Source organism: Roseateles chitinivorans, from assembly GCF_050632145.1.
GTDB lineage: Bacteria > Pseudomonadota > Gammaproteobacteria > Burkholderiales > Burkholderiaceae_C > Roseateles > Roseateles chitinivorans_B.
The window spans coordinates 5,267,564-5,289,259 of sequence record NZ_CP192577.1 but is presented as its reverse complement, the minus strand read 5'-3'; the positions used below and the strand labels follow the sequence as shown (position 1 = coordinate 5,289,259).

21 protein-coding genes and 3 pseudogenes are annotated in these 21,696 nt (G+C 67.6%); 11 read left to right on the top strand and 13 right to left on the bottom strand.

The features are described from left to right. Positions 1 to 6: 6 nt before the first annotated feature. Positions 7 to 426: a hypothetical protein gene (locus ACQ86G_RS24320; RefSeq protein WP_431257706.1), complete on the top strand. Its 420-nt coding sequence runs from the start codon at positions 7 to 9 to the stop codon at positions 424 to 426. Between the two features lie 166 nt (positions 427 to 592). Next, the gene (locus ACQ86G_RS24315; protein ID WP_431257705.1) at positions 593 to 2,746 is read left to right on the top strand and encodes a TonB-dependent receptor; all 2,154 of its coding nucleotides are present in this window, start codon (positions 593 to 595) and stop codon (positions 2,744 to 2,746) included. A 3-nt stretch (positions 2,747 to 2,749) separates the two neighbouring features. Here the strand turns inward: ACQ86G_RS24315 and pdxH are convergent, their stop codons facing one another. After that, a complete protein-coding gene (gene pdxH / locus ACQ86G_RS24310) occupies positions 2,750 to 3,385 on the bottom strand; it encodes a pyridoxamine 5'-phosphate oxidase (protein WP_431257704.1) in 636 nt (211 codons plus the stop codon). A 191-nt stretch (positions 3,386 to 3,576) separates the two neighbouring features. Between pdxH and ACQ86G_RS24305 the strand changes: the two genes are divergently transcribed. Beyond that, positions 3,577 to 4,221: a nucleotidyltransferase family protein gene (locus ACQ86G_RS24305; RefSeq protein ID WP_431257703.1), complete on the top strand. Its 645-nt coding sequence runs from the start codon at positions 3,577 to 3,579 to the stop codon at positions 4,219 to 4,221. Here the strand turns inward: ACQ86G_RS24305 and ACQ86G_RS24300 are convergent. Beyond that, positions 4,218 to 4,841 carry a gamma-glutamylcyclotransferase gene (locus ACQ86G_RS24300; RefSeq protein WP_431257702.1) on the bottom strand — a complete coding sequence of 208 codons (624 nt, stop codon included), beginning with the start codon at positions 4,839 to 4,841 and terminating at the stop codon, positions 4,218 to 4,220. The two genes, ACQ86G_RS24305 and ACQ86G_RS24300, sit on opposite strands and share 4 nt — an antisense overlap. A gap of 306 nt (positions 4,842 to 5,147) precedes the next feature. On the opposite strand from ACQ86G_RS24300, the gene edd reads away from it, so the two are divergent. Both edd and ACQ86G_RS24290 read left to right on the top strand, forming a co-directional pair. After that, positions 5,148 to 6,968 (top strand): phosphogluconate dehydratase, encoded by a 1,821-nt coding sequence (gene edd / locus ACQ86G_RS24295; RefSeq protein ID WP_431257701.1) that lies wholly within the window; start codon positions 5,148 to 5,150, stop codon positions 6,966 to 6,968. Positions 6,969 to 7,033: 65 nt separating this feature from the next. Beyond that, positions 7,034 to 7,669 carry a bifunctional 4-hydroxy-2-oxoglutarate aldolase/2-dehydro-3-deoxy-phosphogluconate aldolase gene (locus tag ACQ86G_RS24290; protein ID WP_431257700.1) on the top strand — a complete coding sequence of 212 codons (636 nt, stop codon included), beginning with the start codon at positions 7,034 to 7,036 and terminating at the stop codon, positions 7,667 to 7,669. Between the two features lie 9 nt (positions 7,670 to 7,678). Here ACQ86G_RS24290 and ACQ86G_RS24285 read toward each other — a convergent pair whose 3' ends face one another. Continuing rightward, complete coding sequence (locus tag ACQ86G_RS24285) at positions 7,679 to 8,245, bottom strand: PaaI family thioesterase (protein WP_431257699.1); 567 nt, start codon at positions 8,243 to 8,245, stop codon at positions 7,679 to 7,681. Positions 8,246 to 8,353: 108 nt separating this feature from the next. Between ACQ86G_RS24285 and ACQ86G_RS24280 the strand changes: the two genes are divergently transcribed. Continuing rightward, positions 8,354 to 8,857, top strand: coding sequence for a MarR family winged helix-turn-helix transcriptional regulator (locus ACQ86G_RS24280; protein ID WP_431257698.1), 504 nt, complete (start codon positions 8,354 to 8,356; stop codon positions 8,855 to 8,857). Positions 8,858 to 8,884: 27 nt separating this feature from the next. On the opposite strand, the gene xth is transcribed toward ACQ86G_RS24280, so the two are convergent. Then, on the bottom strand, positions 8,885 to 9,649 hold the full coding sequence (gene xth / locus ACQ86G_RS24275; protein WP_431257697.1) for an exodeoxyribonuclease III: 765 nt from the start codon (positions 9,647 to 9,649) through the stop codon (positions 8,885 to 8,887). 532 nt (positions 9,650 to 10,181) lie between these two features. On the opposite strand from xth, the gene ACQ86G_RS24270 reads away from it, so the two are divergent. After that, positions 10,182 to 10,442 (top strand): hypothetical protein, encoded by a 261-nt coding sequence (locus tag ACQ86G_RS24270; protein WP_431257696.1) that lies wholly within the window; start codon positions 10,182 to 10,184, stop codon positions 10,440 to 10,442. 246 nt (positions 10,443 to 10,688) lie between these two features. Then, the gene (locus tag ACQ86G_RS24265; RefSeq protein WP_297532306.1) at positions 10,689 to 10,856 is read left to right on the top strand and encodes a hypothetical protein; all 168 of its coding nucleotides are present in this window, start codon (positions 10,689 to 10,691) and stop codon (positions 10,854 to 10,856) included. Between the two features lie 55 nt (positions 10,857 to 10,911). Here the strand turns inward: ACQ86G_RS24265 and ACQ86G_RS24260 are convergent, their stop codons facing one another. Continuing rightward, positions 10,912 to 12,264, bottom strand: a complete 1,353-nt coding sequence (locus ACQ86G_RS24260; protein WP_431257695.1) for a type II toxin-antitoxin system HipA family toxin — start codon at positions 12,262 to 12,264, stop codon at positions 10,912 to 10,914. 3 nt (positions 12,265 to 12,267) lie between these two features. Then, entirely contained in the window at positions 12,268 to 12,552 is a 285-nt protein-coding gene (locus ACQ86G_RS24255; protein ID WP_297532302.1) for a helix-turn-helix transcriptional regulator, read from the bottom strand. A gap of 109 nt (positions 12,553 to 12,661) precedes the next feature. Between ACQ86G_RS24255 and ACQ86G_RS24250 the strand changes: the two are divergent. Then, a pseudogene (locus ACQ86G_RS24250) lies at positions 12,662 to 13,126 on the top strand (diguanylate cyclase domain-containing protein). A gap of 35 nt (positions 13,127 to 13,161) precedes the next feature. Then, positions 13,162 to 13,347, top strand: a pseudogene (locus ACQ86G_RS24245) (EAL domain-containing protein); the annotation flags it as partial. A gap of 35 nt (positions 13,348 to 13,382) precedes the next feature. Here the strand turns inward: ACQ86G_RS24245 and ACQ86G_RS24240 are convergent. From ACQ86G_RS24240 to ACQ86G_RS24210, 7 genes and pseudogenes are all read right to left on the bottom strand, one after another. Beyond that, on the bottom strand, positions 13,383 to 13,595 hold the full coding sequence (locus ACQ86G_RS24240; protein ID WP_431261552.1) for a hypothetical protein: 213 nt from the start codon (positions 13,593 to 13,595) through the stop codon (positions 13,383 to 13,385). 308 nt (positions 13,596 to 13,903) lie between these two features. Then, a complete protein-coding gene (locus ACQ86G_RS24235; RefSeq protein WP_431257694.1) occupies positions 13,904 to 15,475 on the bottom strand; it encodes an efflux transporter outer membrane subunit in 1,572 nt (523 codons plus the stop codon). Positions 15,476 to 15,480: 5 nt separating this feature from the next. Beyond that, complete coding sequence (locus ACQ86G_RS24230; protein WP_431257693.1) at positions 15,481 to 16,596, bottom strand: ABC transporter permease; 1,116 nt, start codon at positions 16,594 to 16,596, stop codon at positions 15,481 to 15,483. A 5-nt stretch (positions 16,597 to 16,601) separates the two neighbouring features. Next, positions 16,602 to 17,738, bottom strand: a complete 1,137-nt coding sequence (locus tag ACQ86G_RS24225; RefSeq protein WP_431257692.1) for an ABC transporter permease — start codon at positions 17,736 to 17,738, stop codon at positions 16,602 to 16,604. Continuing rightward, positions 17,735 to 18,577, bottom strand: coding sequence for an ABC transporter ATP-binding protein (locus ACQ86G_RS24220; RefSeq protein WP_431261486.1), 843 nt, complete (start codon positions 18,575 to 18,577; stop codon positions 17,735 to 17,737). The genes ACQ86G_RS24225 and ACQ86G_RS24220 overlap by 4 nt, the downstream gene beginning before the upstream one ends. A 468-nt stretch (positions 18,578 to 19,045) precedes the next feature. Then, positions 19,046 to 19,393, bottom strand: a pseudogene (locus ACQ86G_RS24215) (ATP-binding cassette domain-containing protein); the annotation flags it as partial. A 108-nt stretch (positions 19,394 to 19,501) separates the two neighbouring features. Then, complete coding sequence (locus tag ACQ86G_RS24210) at positions 19,502 to 20,476, bottom strand: HlyD family efflux transporter periplasmic adaptor subunit (protein WP_431257691.1); 975 nt, start codon at positions 20,474 to 20,476, stop codon at positions 19,502 to 19,504. A 219-nt stretch (positions 20,477 to 20,695) separates the two neighbouring features. Between ACQ86G_RS24210 and ACQ86G_RS24205 the strand changes: the two genes are divergently transcribed. After that, positions 20,696 to 21,316 carry a CerR family C-terminal domain-containing protein gene (locus ACQ86G_RS24205; RefSeq protein ID WP_431257690.1) on the top strand — a complete coding sequence of 207 codons (621 nt, stop codon included), beginning with the start codon at positions 20,696 to 20,698 and terminating at the stop codon, positions 21,314 to 21,316. The last annotated feature ends 380 nt before the right edge of the window (positions 21,317 to 21,696 follow it).

Below are 21,696 nucleotides of genomic sequence, written 5' to 3'. Positions count from 1 at the left end.
TCGCGCTTGTCCTCCACCGCCATGAGCCGTCAGCAGCGCTGGTGGATCTGGCTGTGCGTGGTCACCGTGGTGGGCTTCCAGGCGCTGGGCCTGGTGCACCGCGCGTTGCACGGCGGACCGATGCCGGAGCCTGTCCGGCTCGCGGTGGCCGCCGCGCAGCAGGCTGCCGCCGTCGAGCGCGCGGAACTGGCCGCCCGGGCCGGGTCCGGCGATGCCGAGGATGGCAGCTTCCTGACGTTCGGGCACGTCGCCGGCTCCGGCGATTGCCAGCTCCTCGACCAGCTCAGCCATGTGCTGGGCCCCATCGTCCAGGCGTCCGCCTGGACCGCGCTGCCGCCGGACATCCCCGTCGGCATCGACCAGCCCCATGACGCCATGCTCGCGCAGCAGTGGCGCAAGGGCGCCCGCGGGCCGCCCAGAGCCTGACACCTCCATCGATTCCGCCCTTGCTCAGGCGCGTCCGTTCCGGGCGTGTCCGTTCACGCGACCGGGCCGTTCGCGCCTGCCTCCGGCAGCGTGGCGTGCCGGCTTGGGCCCTCCAAGAATTTGATGGCGCCGCGGCGTTGTGCCGCCGGTGCTCGAGAGTGTTTCCATGGCCTTCCAGTCCACTTCGATCCGTTCGTCGGCGTCTTTGCGCGCCCCTTTCCAACCCACGCTGCTGGCCCTCGCGCTGAGCGTCGCCGCCGGGGGCGCCTGGGCGCAACAGGCGCCCACCGTGCCGGCTCCCGCATCCGCTTCGGCTGACTCGGCTGCATCGGCCTCGGCCGATGGCGGCACCGCGTCCGGCGGCGCCGACCGGCCCCACAAGCACAAGCTCGACGTGGTCGTCGTGACCGGCAACCCGCTGAGCCAGAAGGAACTCGCCGCGCCGGTGCAGGTGCTGAGCGGCGATGCGCTGACGCTCAAGCGCGGCGCCAGCCTCGGCGAGACGCTCGACGGCATGGCCGGCGTGGGCTCGACCTACTTCGGCCCGAACAGCAACCGCCCGACGATGCGTGGCCTCGACGGCGACCGCGTGCGGATGCTCAGCAACTCCGGCGCCTCGGTCGATGCGTCCAGCCTGAGCTTCGACCATGCGCTGCCGGTCGATCCGCTGGTGCTGACGCGGGTCGAGGTGCTGCGCGGCGCGGCGGCGCTGCAGTACGGCGGCAATGCGATCGGCGGCGTCGTCAACGCGATCGACAACCGCATCCCGCGCCTGGCCCAGCCCGGCCTGAACGGCGCGGCGGAACTGCGTCTGGGCGGCGCCTCGAAGGAGCGCGGCGGCGCCGTCGTGCTCGACGGCGGCACCACCGGCTTCGCCTGGCACGTGGACGCGGCCGACCGCCGCGCCGACGACCAGCGCGTGCCGCGCTTCGAGAGCGAAGACGGCGTCTCGTCCCACGTCCGCAACTCCGACAGCCACGGCCGCAGCGGTGCGGTGGGCGGCTCGCTGCTGTTCTCGCAGGGCTACGCCGGCGTGTCGGTCGAGGACTATCACAACGACTACGGCGTCACCGTCGAGCCCGACGTCCGCATCCAGATGCAGCGCCAGCGCCTGGCGACCGCCGGTGAATGGCGCGATCCGCTGCCTGGCTTGGCGCGCGTGACGTGGCAGTTCGCGAGCAGCCGCTACAAGCACCAGGAAGTGGAGGGCAGCGGCGAAGTCGGCACCGTCTTCTCGTCCGACGGCAAGGACGGCCGCATCGAGGCGACACATTCGGCCTTCCAGGGCGACTGGGGCACGATGCAGGGGGTGCTCGGCTGGCAATGGGAACTGAGCGATTTCTCCGCGCTCGGCGAAGAAGCGCTGGTGCCCGGCACCAAGACCCGCAACAACGCGCTGTTCCTGATCGAGCAGTTCCGCTCGGGCCCGTGGAGCCTGCAGGCCGGCGCACGCGCGGAGCGCGTCAACATCGGCTCCACCGGCGGCGACGAGGAGCGCTTCGGCGATCCGGTGACGCGGCGCTTCAGCCCGAAGAGCTTCTCGCTGAGCGGCGCCTATGAGCTGGGCAACGGCTTCAGTGTCTCCAGCAACCTGAGCAGCAGCCAGCGCGCGCCGACCTTCTACGAGCTGTTCGCCAACGGCGTGCACGTGGCGTCCGGCGCCTACGAGGTCGGCGACATCAACCTCGGACTCGAGCGCGCGAAGGCGGTCGACCTGGGGCTGCACTGGAAGCAGGGCGACGCGAAGTGGAGCGTGCAGGTCTACCAGACGCGCTTCTCCAACTACATCGCGCTGGATGCAAGCGGCCGCAGCGTCGACGAGGTCGGTGAGGATGGCGAACCGTCCTCGGTGCCCGAGTACCTCTACCGCGGCGTGCGCGCCCGGATGCACGGCGTGGAGCTGGAGGGCAAGCTGCCGTTGTCCAAGCTCGCGGGCTGGGACCTGACGCTGGGCACGACGATCGACCTCGTGCGCGGCACCAACCGCGACACCGGCGAGCCGCTGCCGCGCCTGGCGCCGGTGCGGGGCAGCGTGTCGATCCAGGCCGAGCGAGGTCCGTGGCTGCTGCAGGCCGAACTGCGCGGCGCGCTGCGCCAGGACCGCGTGCCGGCGCTGGACACGCCGACGGCGGGCTACGGCATCCTGCGGCTGAACATCGCGCGCCACTTCGACATCGGCAACCTGGACGCGATGTGGTACGTCAAGCTGGACAACCTGGCCAACAAGCTGGCCTACAACGCCAGCAGCGTCCAGACCATCCGCGAGCTGACGCCGCTGCCGGGACGCAGCCTCTTCGCGGGGCTGCAGGTGAAGTTCTGAGCGTCAGGGCGCGAGCCGTTCTCGGACCCACGCGTCGCCTTCACGGCGATACACGAGCCGGTCATGCAGCCGCGACTTGCGCCCCTGCCAGAACTCCCAGCGCTCGGGCACGAGCCGGTAGCCGCCCCAATGCGGCGGCCGGCTCGGGCTGAGTCCGTGCTGCGCCGCGGCCTTGGCGGCATTGGCCACCAGCACCGCGCGCGACGAGATCACCTGGCTCTGCGGCGACGCCCATGCCCCCAGGCGCGAGTCCAGCGGCCTCGACGCGAAGTAGGCATCGGACTGCGCCGCATCGACCTGCTCGACGCGGCCTTCGATGCGGACCACGCGCTCCAGCTCCACCCAGTGGAACTGCAGGGCGGCGAACGGATGCACCGCCAGCTCGCGGCCCTTGCGGCTGTCATAGTTGGTGTACCAGACGAGGCCGCGGTCCTCGATGTCCTTGATCAGCACGATGCGGGTCGACGGACGCCCCTCCGGACCGACGGTCGCCAGGGTCATCGCATTGGGTTCGGGCACCTGCGCGTCCAGCGCCTGCTGGAACCACTCGCGGAACTGGCGCAACGGCTCGGCCGCGGATTGCTGTTCATCGAGCTCGGCGCGCTCGTAGCTCTTTCGGAGGTCGGAGAGTTTGTCCATTTTCCGGAGTATCGGGCGAATCGTTCGGACGCTCCGCGCGGGGGAGTTATGCAGGGCTTCCCTTAAGTAAAGCTCCCACTCGTGAAACTCCGGGTGGGAGCGCTTTCCCGCCGCAGGCATGCTTGGTCCCGTCGAGCCACGCCGCAGAGCGGGGCCCAGGGGGATCGGGACCAAACCAGAAGGAAGTTCGCATGAATCAGCGACGACCCGCCGTCGTCGTGCTCGCGGCAGGGCGCGGCCAGCGCTTTCGCGGCGAGGGCCACAAGCTGGAACAGGTCGTGAATGGAGACACCGTGCTGGCGCTGACCTTGCGCCAGACGATGGCGTCAGGCCTGCCGATGCTCGTGGTGACCTCGACCGCGTTGGCGCCTCTGGTCCGACGCCATGTGGCCTCGCGCGACATGCTGGTGCTGCCCGACCAGGACCGCCTCGGGCGCCCCGCGCCGCTGGGCATGGGGCATTCGATCGCGGCCGGTGTCGCCGCGACCGGGGATGCGCCCGGGTGGCTGATCCTGCCGGCCGACATGCCGATGGTGCGGTCGACCACATTGGCCGCGGTCGCGCAGGCCATCGAGCGCGATCCGATCGCCTACGCGCAGCACCGCGGACGTCGCGGGCATCCGGTGGGGTTCAACGCCGAGCTCTTCTCCGAACTCGCCGGCCTGCAGGGCGACGAGGGCGCGCGCCGGCTGCTGGCGCGCTACCCGGCGCAGGCCGTGGAGGTCGACGATCCCGGCGTGCTCATCGACGTCGACACCGTCGAGGACCTGGAGCGGCTCGCCCTCGATCCGCTGAAGCCGCGTCCGAGCGGCGAAGGCCTGCGGACCCTGGGCTAGAGCCCATTCGACCGGGCCAGCGCCAGCTGGCGCTCCAGCGCACGGTCGTGGATGCCGTGCTCCCGCAGGCAGGTCACGGCACGCTGCAGGTAGTCGAGCGTCGTCCCGTAGCGGCCGCGCGCATGCCGCAAGATGTGCAGCAGGCGGTCGTCGGCGATGTCGCCGACCCAGCCCGGACTGCGTCGCGACAGCGTGAAGGCCAGCGCCTTGCGCGTGCCCAGGCCGTCGGCACAATGGCAGTCCAGCCACCGCGGCACGTAGGTGCCGACCACCATCTCCCGCAGCCACAGGCGGTGCAGCGTGGCCTCGCTGTCCTTGGGTTCGACGCGGTAGATCAACCCCCGGCAACTCCCGCCCGACAACAGCGTCATCACGAGGCCGGGCTGCTCGCTGCTGCCCCGGTTCACCAGCGAGCGCAGCCGCAACGCGCGGTGGTAGCCCTGGACCCTCGCCACCAAGGTCTGCGCAGGGTCAAAACCAGGGTTCCACATCAGCGAGCCATAAGCGAACATCATCAGGCCGTGCTCACGGTCCCAGGTGCGTTCCGCCACTTTCAACAGCTGCTGGCTGTGGGCGGGCAGGTCTTCCAGTCTGGCTTCGGCGAGAGGGTCGGCGATCATGGGAGAGATGCTGCCATAGGGTGGATATCTCCCTGCAACGATCGGTGCGCTGGTCGCGAGGACATGGGGCCCCCGCGGCAAGCGCGGAAACCCCACGCCCTCCCGCCCCCGACCACGATCCGACTTCCACGGTTCTGCTACCGAGGACTTCGGCGTAGGAACGTGGCGTGCCGCAGGTCGGTTGCTCCCGGAACGTTTCTGTAACCAGCTTGTACCCGGGAAAGGCCTGTTGGAGAGCCGTTGGACCTCCCGGGCGTGTAATATGGTTACCAATCTAACCCTGGCCGAGTTACATCGGCAGTCGGCATGAACAAGACCATTCTGGATGTCACCGCGCGGATCAAGGCGCGCAGCGCCGCGTCGCGCGAGCGTTATCTGGACCTGATCGAACGCATGGCGGGTCGGCAACGCGGCGTGCAACGCCTGGGCTGCGCGAACGTGGCGCATGCGGTGGCCGCGATGCCGGCCAACGACAAGCTGCGCATCGTGGCCGAGAAGGCCCCGCACCTGGGCATCGTGACGGCCTACAACGACATGCTGTCGGCGCACCAGCCGTACGAAACCTATCCCGCGCTCATCCGCGACGAGGTCCACCGCCTGGGCGCGACCGCGCAGGTCGCCGGCGGCGTGCCGGCGATGTGCGACGGCGTCACCCAGGGCACGCCGGGCATGGAGCTCAGCCTGTTCTCGCGCGACACGATCGCGATGGGCACGGCGGTGGCGCTGTCGCACGACGTGTTCGACGCGGCGCTGCTGCTGGGCATCTGCGACAAGATCGTGCCGGGCCTGTTGATCGGCGCGCTGCACTTCGGACATCTGCCTTGCGTGTTCGTGCCGGCGGGGCCGATGAGCTCGGGCCTGTCCAACAACGACAAGGCCAAGGTCCGCGAGCTCTACGCGCAAGGCAAGGTCGGCCGCGACGAGCTGCTGCAGGCCGAGTCCCAGGCGTATCACGGCGCGGGCACCTGCACCTTCTACGGCACGGCCAACAGCAACCAGATGCTGCTGGAGGCGATGGGCCTGCATGTGCCGGGCGCGGCCTTCGTCCATCCGCACGACGGCCTGCGCGAGGCGTTGACCCGCGAAGCGGTCCGCCAGGCGCTGAAGATCATTCCGCAGCGCGACTACACGCCGATCGGCCGCATGGTCGACGAGCGCAGCATCGTCAACGCGATGGCCGCGCTGCTGGCCACCGGCGGCTCGACCAACCACCTGATCCACTGGATCGCGGTGGCGCGTTCGGCGGGCATCCTGATCGACTGGAGCGACTTCTCCGAGCTGTCGGGCGTCGTGCCGCTGCTGTCGCGCGTGTACCCGAACGGAAGCGCCGACGTGAACCAGTTCCAGGCCGCGGGCGGCCCGGGTTTCGTCATCAAGGAACTGATCGGCGCCGGACTCATGCATGGCGACGTGCTGACCTCGGTCTCGGGCCAGAACCTGAGCGCCTTCGGACGCCTGCCGCATCGGGCGGAGGATGGCACCGTCACCTGGACCGACCTGCCGGCCAGGAGCAACGACGACAGCGTGGTCCGCACCGTCGCCGCGCCGTTCTCGCCGACCGGCGGGCTGAAGCTGCTGGCGGGCAACCTGGGCCGCGCGGTGATCAAGGTGTCGGCGGTGCCGGAGGACCGGCACACCGTCGAGGCGCCGGCGCGCATCTTCGACAGCCAGGAGGCGATGCAGTCCGCGTTCAAGGCCGGCGAGCTGGAGCGCGACGTGGTCGTCGTGGTCCGGTTCCAGGGCCCGCAGGCCAACGGCATGCCGGAGCTGCACAAGCTGACGCCGCCGCTGGCGGTGTTGCAGAACAAGGGCTTCAAGGTGGCGCTGGTGACGGACGGCCGCATGAGCGGTGCGTCGGGCAAGGTGCCGGCCGCCATCCACGTGAGCCCCGAGGCGCTGTCCGGCGGTCCGCTGGCCAAGCTGCGCGACGGCGACCTGGTGCGCGTGTGCGCCAACACCGGCGAGCTGAGCGCGCTGGTGCCGGCCGCCGACTGGGACCGTCGCGAGCTGGCGCAGATCACCGCCGATGCGGTGATCGAGAACGGCGCCGGCATGGGCCGTGAGCTCTTCGCCGGCATGCGGCGCAACGTGACGACGGCGGAGGAGGGCGCGATCAGCTGGCTGTGAGGCCGCGCTGATCGCCCGCCGACCGTGGCGTCTGCCGATTTCGAATCCGACTACGAGGACATCGCATGACTTCCATCAAGGACACCCTGAGCCTGGCCGAACACGGTCCGGTGATTCCGGTCATCGTCATCGACCGCGTCGAGGACGCGGTGCCGCTGGCCCGCGCGCTGGTGGCGGGCGGCGTCCGTGTGCTGGAGGTGACGCTGCGCACGCCGGTGGCGCTCGAGGCGATCGCGGCCATCTCGCGCGAGGTGCCGGAGGCCATCCTCGGCGCCGGCACGCTGCGCACCTCGGCCGACGCCGTGGCGGCCAAGAAGGCCGGCGCATGTTTCGCCGTCAGCCCCGGCTTCACGCACGATGTGGCGAGCTCCTGCGAAGCCAACTTCCTGCCGCTGCTGCCGGGCGTGTCGACGGCCAGCGAAGTGATGATGGCCAGCGACGCGGGCTACAAGTTCCTGAAGTTGTTCCCCGCCACGGCGGTCGGCGGCGTGAACCTGCTGAAGGCGCTGGCCGGCCCGTTCACGGACGTCGTGTTCTGCCCCACGGGCGGCATCACGGTCCAGACCGCGCCGGACTTCCTGGCGCTGCCGAACGTGAAGGTCTGCGGCGGCTCGTGGCTGACGCCGGCGGATGCGGTGAAGGCGGGCGACTGGGCCCGCATCACGCAACTGGCCAAGGAAGCCAGCGCGCTGCGCCGCTGACCCAAGGGTTCACCGCTTCGGCGGATCGAACACCAGGCATGTCGTGCTGGCATGCGCATACAGCTTGCCGTCGTGGCCGATGAGATCGGCCTCGGCGGTGGCCATCTGGCGGCCGACGTGCCGCACGCGGCCGATGGCGCGCACCACCGGCACCTTGTCGTTGAGCGCACGCACGAGGTTGATCTTCAACTCGAGCGTCGTGTAGGCGCGGCCCACGTCCATCGTCGTGTGCACTGCGCAGCCCAGCGCGGAGTCCAGCAGCGTCGCATACCAGCCACCGTGCACCGTGCCCATCGGGTTGTAGTGCCGGAACTTCGGCGTGCCCTGGAAGATCACCTCGCCCTTGGCGGCGCGCAGCAGCGTGAAGTCCAGCGTCTGCGCGATCGGCGGCGGCGGGAGCTTGCCGTCCAGCATCGCCAGCATCTGTTCGAGGCCGTTCAGTCCGGCGATCTCGGCCATCGTGGCCACGCCGTGTTCCGGACGGATCCGGGCGCGGACGTCCTTCTCTTCCGCCAGCCATTGGGCCAGCGCGTCGTCGTGTGAAGCGGTGGGCGGAGGAGTCAATGCTGCGCTCATGAGGAGGTCCTGTGGCGGTGGGCCGGAGTGAAAGCTTGTGGCTGCAATGGTTGCAGCTACAATCATTCGCTGTCAAGCCTCCCGGCGACACCTTGAGAGATCACTCCAATGAGCGCCTCCGTCCCTGCCTCCAAGACAACGCCCGCGCAGGGCCAGGCCCAGGCGCACGCGGAGCCGATCTCGCCCAAGGGCTGCACCAATTTCAAGCTGCGTCAGGTGACGCGGCTGGTGTCCAACCACTGCGAGGCGCAGTTCGCCGAGTCCGGCCTGACCACGACGCAGTACGCGCTGCTGTCGCACATCGTGGTGCTGGGGCCGATCCAGCCGAGCGAACTCGCGCGGCGCATGGACATCGATCTCTCGACGCTGTCGCGCAACGTGCAACCGCTGCAGGCGCTGGGTCTGGTGGAGACGCTGCCTGGCGCGGACGCGCGCAGCCGCCAATTGCAGGCGACGGAAGAGGGCCACGCGCGGCGCAAGCAGATGAAGGCGACGTGGAAGCGCGCCCAGCTCTCGCTCAACGAGCGCCTGGGCGACGAACGCGTGCAGCGCCTGCACGCCTTGCTTGACGAATGTGCCGCGCTGATGCGGGGCGAGGTCGAGCCGGACTGACCTCGTCCGGAGCGGTCGTTCAGTCGTTCAGTCGATCGTGACGATCACCGGCGCGTGGTCGCTGGGCTTGGGCAGCTTGCGCATGGCCCGGTCGATCGTGCAGGCGGTGACCCGGGCCTTCAGCGCCGCGCTCACCAGGATGTGGTCGATGCGCAGGCCCTTGTTCTTCTGGAAGCCCAGCATCCGGTAGTCCCACCAGCTGTAGCTCTTGGGCGGCTGCTCGAACATCCGGTAGGCGTCGGTCAGACCCAGGTCGAGCAGCGCCTGGAAGTGCGCGCGTTCCTGCGGGGAGGTGTGGGTCTGGCCGACGAAGGCGGCGGGGTCGTAGCAGTCACGGTCCTCGGGGGCGATGTTGAAGTCGCCCATCAGCACCAGGTTCTCGTGCTGTTGCATCTCGGTGGCGAGCCAGGCGCGCAGGCCGTCCAGCCAGGCCATCTTGTAGACGAACTTGTCGCTGTCCAGCGCCTGGCCGTTCGGGAAGTAGCCCCCGATCACGCGCACGTCGCCCACTGTTCCGGCGATCAACCGCGCCTGCTCGTCGGCATAGCCGGTGATGTTCTTGACCACGTCCTGGGCGGGCGTCTTGCTCAGCAGGGCCACGCCGTTGTAGGTCTTCTGGCCGAACCACTGCACCTGATAACCGGCCTCGCCGATCTCCAGCGTCGGGAACTTGTCGTCGGTGAGCTTGGTCTCCTGCAGCACCAGCGCGTCGACGGGATTCGCGGCCAGCCACTCGAGCAGCTGGGGCAGGCGCACGGCCAGGGAGTTGACGTTCCAGGTGGCGAATTTCATGATTCCTTTAACCTATTGATTTTATTGAAGTTTTTGATGTTGGTTTTTTCTATTTTCTTGCTAGCTACCTGTCCAGCTACCAAAATTTCGGGCGCCAAAATGGTAGCTTGGGTGGTAGCTAGCGTCCTACGACGCATCCTATCGATTCATGGCACAGCTGGCGCCAGAGGCGCTGCTGAAAGCGGTCCCGACATGGAATTGGGCCGGCGTCATCGTGGGATGTGGGGAGGCTGGGATCGGTCGTTGGCGAATGAGCCGGGCCAGGCGCGACGCATGTGAGGAGCGAACGGGCTTCACCGGGAAGTGCACCGGCCCGAGCGGTTCAGTTGCTCGCCGCCGCGGAGCGGGTGGCGGCCGATGTCGCCGGATTCAGGCGGGCGCCTGCGCATCGTTGGCGACGCGGAAGAGCGAATCCGACGGATGGACGCTTGTTCCTGGTCCTGCAGCGAGCCGCCGGTTCGGCAGTGCCGCGCCCCTTTGCTAAAGGGCATGGCGGGATCAGACGGTCGATAAGATGACGATGAGGAGACAGATGAGCACCATGACCGACAGCGATCGCAACGTGATTCGCCGCTACGCGGCCGGCGATAGAGCGCTTCGAATTCAGGCCATCGAGGCGTTTTGCGAGCACCAGGCTTCGCACGCGGGCACTCCGGAAATTCGTCTCATGGCTGAAGCGACATCGCTTGTGCCGGATCACTTGCTGCAAGCGCAGTACCGGCGCCAGATGGCGCCACCAGGCGCCAGCGCACACACTGCATTCGGCGACTCGGACTTGGGCACTGCGCGCTGATTCGCGCTCGCGCTGCGCGTACCGCATCGCCCGAGGATTGGTTCTGGTGAGTGCGATGAGCCCGCGCGACCGCGAGCGAAGTCGAGCGCTCCTGCATCCGGGCAAGGAGCCTGCCGCCTCCCTCCGCTAGCGTGCGGGCCACGAGTTGGCTGATGAAATCCATTTTTGCGGCGTTTGGAAGAGGGTGCGCGGACGCTGAACGGGAGAGACGTTTGCCAACCGCTTCTTACGATTCAAGGAGCCGCCGTGAGCACTCTCCCCACCAAGTCCCCCATCGATCGCAGAAGCGATCCGGCACGCAGGGACGCCTTTTCTCAACGTGATCGCAGCAAGCGTCCCGACGTCATCGCGTCGCAGCCCAAGTCTGTTTCGAAACTTGCAGCGCTGGACACGCCGAACTCGCGCCTGATCTGAAGCCGCCATTGCGTGCTGCTTGTGCCTTCGTCGGGGTGCGCAGGCGCCCTGCGGATCAAGACTTTGCGATCCGCGCAGCGGCGGCCTGAAACCCGCTAAGGATGCTGTTGGTCACCGCCTGTGGAAAATCGTCCGGCAGCACGGCGTGGACTGCTTGTACGACGGCTGGTGTGTGGTCCACGACTTCATCGATGAGCGCATCGACGGCGCGACCGCCTTCGGTGATCACGCCATGCCTGGCGCCAAGCGCCACCCAGTGACGGCGGAGAATGTCGCGCATCCTCCAATGCGCATTCTTCGAACGCACGGCCATGGCCATCTTGACCTTGTGCGCGGAGATCTTCGCCGGCCCCTCGCCGAGCACCGGATAGGCGGATAGAACGTCGTACAGCGGGGTCAACTGGCAGCTGCCGCCTGGGCGCAGGAACAGGCTGAAGTTCTTGGCGTGCCCGTCCGTGGCGCAAAGCATCCAAAAGATCAACTGAGCCTTGAAAAAGTTGCGCTGGTCTTGCTCCCGGGTGATCGAGCCGTCGAGCAGCTCCAGGATGCGGTCCATACCCGGGCCGCCTTCGGCCTCGTATTTCGCCTCCGGCGAGACGCCGACGGCCTGGCACATGTCTTCCTGCGGCAGCCGGACAAGGCGCTGATCGCCGTCGGAAGCTGTCCACCACGAGCGATCGAAGCGCTCGACGACGAGCGCCGTGATGTCCTCGAACTGCATGGGCTGGCAAGGGGCGACGGGCAGACCGAACGCCTTCAGTATCAGCGCGCACAGCCACTCGTTCTCCACAGAGTGGCGCATGTCGAGCTTCATGCCGCCGATCAGTCCCAGAGGCAGCTTGAAGATGTGCGTGGTGGGTGTGCTGCCACGCGGCAGACACCAGTGCCCATCGCGCAGGAGGAGGGCGGTCTTTTCCTGCGCGCCGGCGATGGAGATCCGGAACTCGTTGTCCTCATTCCCCCAGCCCAGGCCCTGTGGCGTCGTCGCGCTCCTCAGGACCTGCGCAATCTGGGCGTGATTCAGCACCTCGGCGTGTACGCTGCCAAGGCCCGATGACGCCTGGTCTTCAGGCAGGATCTCCAACGCACCGACGCAATCCCTTCCGATCTCGGCAAGGAGTTCAAAGGCATCGGTGGAGCCGGTGCTGAAACGACGCGCTAGTCGCTCACGGATCTCCTTGCTATCGGGCAACAGGTTCTCGAAATAGGCGCGGACCTTGTCGCCGCGATGCGCACTGTTGCCCGGTGTGAAAGGCAGCGACAACGACAAGGGACGCCCGTGTTCTGACGAAACCCAGGCCTCGTCATACTGGAGCGTGTCGGGCGCATTCGGAGCGAGGCTCCATCGGCCCACCCGGGCCCCGTTCATCCAGAGCCCGAGCGTGCGGGTGTGAGAGCGGCGTCCCATTGGTCACCAGACCGGTTTGTCGGCGCCTGAGCCCGCGTCTGAGACATCCTTGCTCGGATGGTGGGGCGACGATGGTTTATTCAGCGCGAGTTCTACACCCAGGATGTGCAGCAGCTTCAGCAAGCGTGCGGCACCGACTGTGTCGGCGTTGCGTTCCAGCGCGGAATAGGACTGCTGGGTGACGCCCAATCTCAGCGCCACCTCCGTTTGCGTCAAACCTGCTTCCTTGCGGTAGGCCTGCAAGAGTGTGGGCAGTTGATCGGCCGTTCGTACGGTGAATCGAGACATACAGTTTATAGGCTGTATTGTTGATTTACAGCATTTGATGCGTAGTTTGAGAATACGCACTAAAAGCTGTGAACGCAACTAGTTCGACTGACGATGCGGAGACTGGCTAGTGGGCATCGACGGCCTGAAAGCGATCAACGACCTTCACGGCCATGCCGCCGGTGACGCGGTCATCCAGCGGGGCGCGGGACGGCTGTTGAAGGTGTTCCACACCACGTGAACGACGGCACGTACGGGGGGCGACGAGTTCGGGTTGCTACTCCCCACGTCGCTGCAGGAGCCGCTCACGGAGTCGCTGATGTCGCTGCGCGCCGCAATGGGGGTGCCCATCATCCTGGACAGTCTGCGTCTTTCCCCGTCGGTCAGCGTTGGCGCGGCGCTGCTGGATCATGCGAAGACGGCGTCCGAAGCGCTTCGCATGGCCCATGTGGCTCTGCAGGCCGCCAAGCAAGCGGGGCCTGGCGGGCTTGCGATCTTCGACCCCTCTCAGGACCGGGAGGCTTGCCGGCTCCACCGGTTGCGGCGGGACTTGATCGATGCGCTGGACCGCGATGAATTGCACATCGCCTACTAACCGCTCGTGGACTCGGCCGGTCGGCCGGTCGGCCGGTGGTGGCCGAGGCGCTTGCGCGCTGGCGACACCCCACATTGGGTCCGATCGGGCCTGACGTCTTCATCCCCATTGCGGAGTCCAGCGGGTGCATTCACAAGCTCGGCATGAACGTGATGCGACGCGTCTGCGCGGATCTCGCAGCCATGCGTGCGGAAGTGCTGCCGATCCAGCGCGTCGCCGTCAAGGTTGCCGGCCGGTTTCTCCCGGTCCGGCTAATTCATACGCCGATGAACTCTCGCTTGAGGACGTCCCTGTTCTCAGCAGGCACGATGCCCAGCACGTTGCCTTCACGCACCGCCTTGCGTCCAACGATGTACATCTGCAGCGCCTTGCGGATGATCTCGGCCTTGCTGACCTCGTCCTCCGCGGCCGCAGCTGTGATTTCGTTGTTGAGAACGTCGGGCACTTCCATGTTGTAGCGTGCGCCCATCGAGATACCTCGTTTGCAGAAAATCGATGCATCTTTTCTACACCGAATTTGTGCATGGTGCTAGCCGCGTCCCGATCGCAATCCCGGCTTAGGTCGTGCGGCCGGGACCGCGCCGGTACTAAGAACGCTCCTAGACCCGGGCGCCTCCGCCCCCACCCCGCGGCGGCTCCGTCGGCAGGGCGCTGCCGGGTCAGCTCCGGGCCCGCTCTCTCAGAATGGCGGGAGTCTCCCTGTGTAGCAGCGAGGCGGAAACCGGAGGTACGCAGTCGCGCGAAAAAGAACGTGATCCGCGACTCGACCTGCGTCTATTAATCTGGCAACTCGTCGCTCGCGTCCCCAACAGCAACCTCTGCGGCGGTCGCGCGGTGGAGCTGGACATACTTCTGCCTCAGCCGTCCTTCGCTGAGAACGCGCTCCCGCCTTGCCTGGAGCAGGCCTCGACGAACGTCCAACACTGAGCCAACGTCCACGGTCCCGGCGCCGTAGCGCGCGGATACCAAATCAAGGGCGTCCTGCAGGTGCGCCTCCCGCTGACGCGCTTCGGTGAGCTGCTCGCGCTCCGAGACGTAGGTGTTCAACGCATCGTCGATCTCGTGCCAGGATTTGACAACCGTCTGCTGGTAGTCGATCGCGGCCTCCTGCTGTTGGAGTTCGCGCAGCTGTACCACGCGTTGGCGCCGACCGCGGTCGAAGATTGGCAAGTCCAAGCTTGGGCCGATCGACCAGGTGCGGCTGGCCCAATCGGTGAATTTGCCAGCCTGGTAGGACTCCAGCCCGGCATGCGCGCCAATGCGAATGCTGGGATACAGCTCCGCCTGGGCGATACCCACGTTGGCGACCGCTTTGCGCAGCTTCGCTTCGGCGGCGCGGATGTCCGGCCGGCGTCGCGCAACCTCGGAGGGCAGGCCCAGCGACAGATCAGGCAGGGCTGTGGCCCCCGCAGTCGATCGACGTGGCGCCAGCACGGCACTGAGCGCGCCCGGTTGCTCGCCGAGCAGCAGTTCGAGCTGACCCTGCGCCTGCGCCAGTTGATCCAGCAAGGCGGGCAACTGCGCCCGGGTGGTCGCGAGGTCGGCGCGCTGGCGCTCCAGGTCGAAATGATCGATGAGGCCTGCGTCGACGCGCGCCTTCAACAAGTCCAGCCGGTCCTGCTGTCCGGCGACATCCTCCTCGACCACCTGCCGCTGATCCTGTGCGCTGCGCAGCGCCAGATAGTGCTGCGCCACCTGGCCTGCCAGACTCTGACGGGCCAGCGCCAGCAGCGCGACTTGCGTCGCCACGTCCGCGTCGGCCGCCTCGATGCTTTGGGACACGCGGCCCCACAGATCCAGCTCCCAGGAGACATCGAGGCCCGCCTGATAGTCGTTGAACGGGCTGCTGAGCGCCGACACCAGCTGATCGCGGTTGGCGCCACTGCTGCCTCCGATCACGTCGAGCAGCCGCGTGCTGGCGCCGTATTCGCTCTGTCGCTGGCGGAGCGCGCCCGCGCTGGCCTTGGCCTGCGGCCCTCGCTGGCTGATGGCCACCTGCAGCTGCGTGCGCGCCTGGGCGAAGTGCAGGGCCGCCGTCCTCAGGTCGGGGCTGGCACGGGCGGCGCGACCTTCGAGCTCGTCGAGCACCGGATCGTTCAACGTCGTCCACCAGCCGGCGCCATGCCCCGCGGCGGGGGCGGCGGTGGCGGTGGCGGTGGCGGTGGAGGCGGAGGCGGTCGTCGTCACCGGCCGCGGCAGCGCCGCGTCGCCGGTGCGCCACTGCGACCAGTCGCTCGGGGTCGCGGTCTCGGGCTGGGAGAAGGTCGAGGGGCTCGCGCAACCGCAGAGTGTCAGAGCGGCGGCAAGGGGCAGCGTCGCGGCGCCCAGGAGGAGGGAAGAGTGCTTCATGGGATTCACGCCAAGCGGTTGCGGAACAGCCAGGCCGCCAGCGGCAGCGTGACGGCGGCGACAGCCAGCATGGGCACGAAGTCGTGCGCGACCTCATGCAGGCCTGCCCCTTCCAGGTAGACACGGCGCGTCAAGTCCATGCCGAATCGCAAGGGATTGACCAGCGTGGCGATCTGCAGGAACTCGGGCATGTTGCTGACCGGCGTGAGCATCCCCGACAGCAGCATCAGCGGCATGATCAGCAAAAAGGTGTAGAGCATGGCCTGTTGCATGCTGACCGACAGCGCCGAGATGGACAGGCCGATGCCGACGGCGGCGATGGTGAAGGTGACCAGGCCCAGGTAGAGCAGCGCCACCGAGCCGGCGAACGGGATCCGGAACCAGAACACGATGATCAGGAAGATGATCGTGGACTGCGCCAGTCCGACCAGGATGGAGGGGATGGCCTTGCCGATCAGCAGCTGCATCGGGGTGAAGGGCGTCACCAGCAACTGGTCGAACGTGCCTTGCTCGCGCTCGCGGGCCACCGAGAGCGCCGCGATCATCAAGGTCTGGATCAAGCTCAGCGCCGCGATCAGGCCGGGCATCATGTTCCAGCGCGATTCGAGGTTGGGGTTGTACCAGGCGCGCCGCTCGATGCTGATCGCCGGCGCTCCGGCGCGCCCGGCATTGATCGAGGCCACGATGGCGCCTACCTGCGCCGCGGCCGCGCCGGCGGTGGACGAGTTGCGGCCGTCCAGCACCATGAGCAGCGGCGCGCTCTGCCCGGCGCCGAGCCGGTTCTCGGAGTCGGCCGGGAACACCAGCACCATCAGCATGTCGTCGTTCTCGATGGCGGACGCGATCTGCGTGGTGCTGACGAGCATCGCCTGGCGTCGGAACACGCCCGTGCCGTCGAGCTTTTGCATGACGCTGGCCGCGGCGGCGCCGTGGCTCAGGTCCAGCACCGCATAGGGCGCGTTGGTCAGGTCGTAGGTGGCCCCGTAGCCGAACAGCAAGGACTGCAGCAGCGCGGGCACCAGCAGGATGACGCGGCTGCTGGGCTCCTTGAACAGCGCCAGCAGCTCCTTGCGGATCAGGAAGCCGATGGCCCCCAGACCGGTGATGAATCCTTCGATCATGGGCATCAGTCCAGAGTCTTGCGCAGCGTGGCGCGGGTGGCCCACAGCAGCACCAGCATGTAGAGCAGCAGGATCGCGCAGTCGCGCAGGATCATGGGCCAGTTGTCCCCAGCCAGGAACAGCGTCTTGATCAGGCTCATGAAGTGGGTGGCCGGCAGCAACTGGCTGACGAGCTGCACCACCAGCGGCACGTTGCGCAGATCGAAGACGAAGCCCGACAGCATCATGGCCGGCATGAAGCTGGCCAGCATCGCGAGCTGGCTGGCCTCGAACTGGTTGCGCGTCCTGCCCGAGATGAACAACCCCAGCAGCAACGCCACCATCAGGTACAGCAGCGAAGCCAGGACGATCACGACGAGCGAGCCCCGCATGGGTACCTCGAAGAGGAAGCGCGCGGCCAGCAGGCACATCACGAGGTCAATGGCGCCGACGACAAAGTAGGGAACGATCTTCGCCAGTACGATCTCCAGCGAATGCACGGGCGTGACGAAGAGCGACTCCAGCGTGCCGCGCTCCCATTCGCGCGCGATCAGCAGCGAGGTCAGGAAGGCGCCGATCAGCGTCATCACCAGCACGATCAGCCCCGGCACCAGATACCAGGTGCTCGTGTTGGCCTCGTTGAACCACATGCGCTGCACCAGCTCGATCCCGGGCGTCTCGACCCTCGTGCCGCGGCGCGCGTTCTGGATCTGCGCCCACTGGCCGATAGCGCCGGCGACGTAGCCCTCGACGGCCGCGGCGCTGCTCGAATCGACGCCGTTCATCAACAGCTGCACCTGCGCATGACCGGCGGCCAGCTCGCTTGAGAAGTTGGACGGCACGCGCAGGATCGCGACCGCCTGGCCCTCGCGCATGGCCTGGACCGCCTCGGTCTGGCTGGCCATCCACACTGGCGACAGAAATTCGGATCCGCTCAGACCGGCCATCACGTCGCGCGCGGTGGGGGAGTTGTCCTCCATCACGACGGCGAGTCGCACGTCCCTGACGTCGAAGGACAAGCCGTAGCCGAAGAGCAGGATGAGCATCACCGGCAGCAGCAGCCCGACCGCCAGGTTGCTGCGGTCGCGCAGCATCTGGCGCAACTCCTTGCGCAGCAGCGCGGTGAAGCGCCGGAGAAACCCGCCGTGCGTTTGATCGCTCATGTCCCTGGCTTCCCGGCCGACTGGCGACCCTGCTCGACGATGGCGATGAACGCGTCGTTCATGTCGCTGCCATGTTCGGCGCCGGCCTGCGCGCGCACCTCGCGCGGCGTGCCCAGCGCCAGCACCTGGCCGGCATCCTGGATCGCGATGCGATCGCAGTACTCGGCCTCCTCCATGAAATGGGTGGTGACGATGATGGTCACGCCGCGTTGGGCCAGGCCGGTGATGGTGCGCCAGAAAGCGCGGCGCGCCAGCGGGTCGATGCCGCTGGTCGGTTCGTCCAGGAACAGGATCTCCGGCTCGTGCAGCAGGCTTGCGCCCATCGCCAGGCGCTGCTTGTAGCCGCCGGGCAACTGGCCGCTGGTCGCGTCGGGATCCAGATCGAACTGCTCGATCACGGTCTTCACGCGGTCAGCGAGCGCCCGACCGCGCAGGCCGTAGGCGCCGGCGAAGAACTCGAGGTTCTCGCGCACGCTCAGGTTGCCGTAGAGCGCGAACTTCTGCGACACGTAGCCGATGTTTCGTCGGGCTTTGGCCCGCGCGGTGCGCAGGTCGACGCCCGCGACCTCGAGATGGCCGCTGGTGGGGGGCAGCAGGCCGCAGAGCATGCGGAAGGTGGTCGTCTTGCCGGCGCCGTTGGGGCCAAGCAGTCCGAAGATCTCGCCGCGCTTGACGTCGAAGGAGGTGCTCGCCACGGCGGTGAAGTCGCCGAACTTGCGCACCAGGTCCCGCACGATGATGACCGGCTTGCCGTCGCGCGGCCGGACGGTGCCGACCGGCGCGTCCGCCGCCGCGCTCGCGGCGTGCTCGCCCGGCGGCGTCTGCTCGCGCAGCAGCATCATGAACGCGTCCTCGAGTTCATGGGGTCGGACCTTGACCTCGGCCTCGCCGAGCAAGTCCGTCAACGCGTCCTGGGACACGTGTGCTTGGCGGATGAAGCGCACGCCACCGCCCTTGGGGACGGCGTCGACGATGCGGTCCTTTGCATCAATGAGGCTGGCCTGGAGGTCCCGCGCGGCCATCCCCCGCGGCGGCGTGGCCTGATAGCTCAGGCCTTTGGCCCGCTCCTTCAGGACGTCGGGCGCGCCTTGCGCCAGCACCCGGCCTTGGTTGATGACGAAGACCTGGGCGCAGCGCTCGGCTTCGTCCATGTAGGCGGTGCTGACGATCACGCTCAACTGCTCGTCCGAGATCAGCTGCTCGAGGATCGTCCACAGGTCGCGGCGGGAGAGCGGGTCGACGCCGACGCTGGGTTCGTCGAGGAGCAGCAGCTCGGGCGAGCGCACCAGCGTGCAGGCGAGGCCGAGCTTTTGCTTCATGCCGCCGGACAGCTTGCCCGCGGCGCGGTCGGTGAAGCGGGCGAGGTCGGTCATGGCCAGCAGGCGCTGGAAGCGGTCGATGCGCTTGTCCCGCGGCACGCCGTGCAGATCGGCATAGAGATCGAGGTTCTCCTGCACACTGAGATCGTCGTACAGGCCGAAGCGCTGCGGCATGTAGCTGATCCGGTCCTGCACCGCCTGAGGCTGCCGGACCACGTCGGTGCCCAGCACGGTCAGCGAGCCCGCGACCGGCGTCATCAATCCCGCGATCATCCGCAGCAGCGTGGTCTTGCCGGCCCCGTCGGGGCCCACCAACGCAGTGAGTTCGCCAGCGCGCACGCGCATCGTGACCGCGTCGACGGCCGCGACCTCGCCGCCCCCGCTCCCCTTGAACGTCTTGCGCAGGCCCTGCGCGACGACGGTCGGCTCACCGGCGCTCATCGCTCAGTTGCCGGTGGCGACAGGAAATCGGGCGGTCGCCGGCTGACCCATGCGCAGCTGGTCCTGCGGGTCGACCACCCGCACGCGCACCTCGTAGACCAAGCTGGTGCGCAGCTCGTCGGTCTGCACGGCCTTCGGCGTGAACTCGGCCACCGGCGAGACGAAACCGACCACGCCTTGCAATGGTGTCGTCGGCGCGCTGTCCGTTGTCACGCTGACGTGCGTGCCCGGCTTGACTCGGCCCAGGTCGGGTTCGTTGGCGTACACCCGCACCCACTTGGGCCCGGCCAACGCGAGTGCGAAAACGGGACGTTGCGGCGAGACCATGTCGCCCGGCTCCACCAGGCGGGAGCGCACGGTGGCGTCCGAAGGAGCCTTCAGTTCGCCCTGGGCGATCTGATGGTCAAGCAGAGCGACGCGGGCGAGGGCAGCTTTCGCCTGCGCCTCGGACGCCGCCAGGTCCTCCTTGCGCGCGCCGCGCTCGGCAAGCCTGAGCGCTTCGATCTGCTCGTCGAGCTTGGCACGTGCGACCTGGGCCGCGGTGCTCGCGCGCTGCAGATCCTGGGCGCTCACCCCACGACCCCGCGTGCTGGCCGAGACCTCCTGCAGTCGTGCCACCTCGTCCTGCGCGCGCTCGGCGTCCGCCTTCGCGGCGACCACACGGCTGCGCAACTGAGCCAGTTCCTCGGATCGCGAGCCGTTGCGCAGCTTCAACAGCGCCTGCTGCTGCGCCTCGCTCTGCGCGCGGGCCTGCTCCGCCTCCAGCTTCATCGTGCTGACGTCCAGTCGCGCGACCACGGCGCCGGCGTGCACGCGGTCGCCTTCCTGCGCCAATACCTCGGCGACGCGACCGCTGCCGTCGAAGGCCAGCGAGACCTGACGGATGTCGACATTGCCATGCAGTGTCAGCGTCCCATCGTCCTTGTTCGCGGCCTGCCGATGCCACCACCAGCCACCCGATCCGAGGATCAGGATCAAGGCAACGAGGCCAAGAATCAAAGGTTTCTTCATGTGAGTAGCGTTGGGACTTGAGCTGGGAATCGACTCTAATCTCAATCGCTTTTAAACTAAACGGATGACTCAACTAAAGAGCAAGCAGCCCGGCGCGCCCTCGGCGAGCGTGAATCCGGTGCGCGCCACCAGCCACGCGCGCGCCCCCGCGCCACCCGCGCCGACGGGGATCAGACCTACGCGCGGTTGCTGGAATCGGCCGGATTGCTTTTTGCCGCGGCCGGCTTCGCCGAGACGACCAGCACGTCGATCGCCAAACATGCGGGCGCGGACGTCGCGTCGATCAATTACCACTTCGGCAGTCGCAACGGGCTCTACCAGGCGGTGTTGGCGGAGGCGCATCGGCGGGTCATCCGGTTGGAGGTCCTTCAACAGATCGCCAGCGGCAAGCGGCCAGGATCGGACAAGGTCAGGCTACTGATCGACCAGTTCCTGCATGCCACGAGCGGTGTGCCCGGCTGGCCGACCCGGGTGCTGGCAAGGGAGTTGTTGTCGCCCACGGCCAACGCGCATGTGCTGCTGAACCAGGAGATCGCGCCAAAGCTGCAGATCGTTCTGGGGATCTTGAGCGGGGTCACGCGCATCCCGGTCGGCGAGCCGGCGCTTTTGCGATGCTTGGTGAGCACAGGCGCGCCGGGCTTGATGATGCTGGTTGGCGCGAACGGCTATATCGCGCCGCTGCGCGACTTCGTCGCCTCGCCGCGCGAGGACCTGGCCCTGCATCTGCATGCGTTCGCGATGGGCGGGCTGAAAGCGGCGGGGAGGCTGTATGCCCAGAATACGGGCCGAGCATCCAGCCGCAGCTAGATCTCGCCCGGGCATTTGATGCGCCGGCGCCTCACGAAAGGCGGTGGAACACCCAATCACGAGGTTAGGGCGGACCGTTTGTGGAATTGAAAAATTGGTGAAATGACCGTATGAAGGGCATTTGACCGAAATTTTCATGCGGACAATTGCTAGGTGACGAAAGGTCCGAGGAAGAACGACGCCAGGTTCCAGATGCAGCATGACGAACTGGCCGCTCGCCTGGCCGAAGCAAGGGCTTGAGATTCATTAGGAGGGGCCATCACGTAACTGCTCGCTGCATCCTTAACGGACGCGATGTTTTGGAGACGGGGTGTTCCAGTTGAACTGGAGCGGGGACGGGAGGACGGAAGGACGGGAGGACGGAAGGACGGCAGCGAGCG

Coding starts and splice junctions, on each gene's coding strand:
- ACQ86G_RS24285 (WP_431257699.1), bottom strand. CDS start 8,245: ATGAGCGCAGCATTGACTCCTCCGCCCACCGCTTCACACGACGACGCG.
- ACQ86G_RS24260 (WP_431257695.1), bottom strand. CDS start 12,264: ATGGGACGCCGCTCTCACACCCGCACGCTCGGGCTCTGGATGAACGGG.
- pdxH (WP_431257704.1), bottom strand. CDS start 3,385: ATGGACAAACTCTCCGACCTCCGAAAGAGCTACGAGCGCGCCGAGCTC.
- ACQ86G_RS24300 (WP_431257702.1), bottom strand. CDS start 4,841: ATGATCGCCGACCCTCTCGCCGAAGCCAGACTGGAAGACCTGCCCGCC.
- ACQ86G_RS24235 (WP_431257694.1), bottom strand. CDS start 15,475: ATGAAGCACTCTTCCCTCCTCCTGGGCGCCGCGACGCTGCCCCTTGCC.
- xth (WP_431257697.1), bottom strand. CDS start 9,649: ATGAAATTCGCCACCTGGAACGTCAACTCCCTGGCCGTGCGCCTGCCC.
- ACQ86G_RS24225 (WP_431257692.1), bottom strand. CDS start 17,738: ATGAGCGATCAAACGCACGGCGGGTTTCTCCGGCGCTTCACCGCGCTG.
- ACQ86G_RS24305 (WP_431257703.1), top strand. CDS start 3,577: ATGAATCAGCGACGACCCGCCGTCGTCGTGCTCGCGGCAGGGCGCGGC.
- ACQ86G_RS24270 (WP_431257696.1), top strand. CDS start 10,182: ATGAGCACCATGACCGACAGCGATCGCAACGTGATTCGCCGCTACGCG.
- ACQ86G_RS24230 (WP_431257693.1), bottom strand. CDS start 16,596: ATGATCGAAGGATTCATCACCGGTCTGGGGGCCATCGGCTTCCTGATC.
- ACQ86G_RS24315 (WP_431257705.1), top strand. CDS start 593: ATGGCCTTCCAGTCCACTTCGATCCGTTCGTCGGCGTCTTTGCGCGCC.
- ACQ86G_RS24290 (WP_431257700.1), top strand. CDS start 7,034: ATGACTTCCATCAAGGACACCCTGAGCCTGGCCGAACACGGTCCGGTG.
- ACQ86G_RS24280 (WP_431257698.1), top strand. CDS start 8,354: ATGAGCGCCTCCGTCCCTGCCTCCAAGACAACGCCCGCGCAGGGCCAG.
- ACQ86G_RS24220 (WP_431261486.1), bottom strand. CDS start 18,577: ATGCTGCTGCGCGAGCAGACGCCGCCGGGCGAGCACGCCGCGAGCGCG.
- edd (WP_431257701.1), top strand. CDS start 5,148: ATGAACAAGACCATTCTGGATGTCACCGCGCGGATCAAGGCGCGCAGC.
- ACQ86G_RS24255 (WP_297532302.1), bottom strand. CDS start 12,552: ATGTCTCGATTCACCGTACGAACGGCCGATCAACTGCCCACACTCTTG.
- ACQ86G_RS24240 (WP_431261552.1), bottom strand. CDS start 13,595: ATGGGCGCACGCTACAACATGGAAGTGCCCGACGTTCTCAACAACGAA.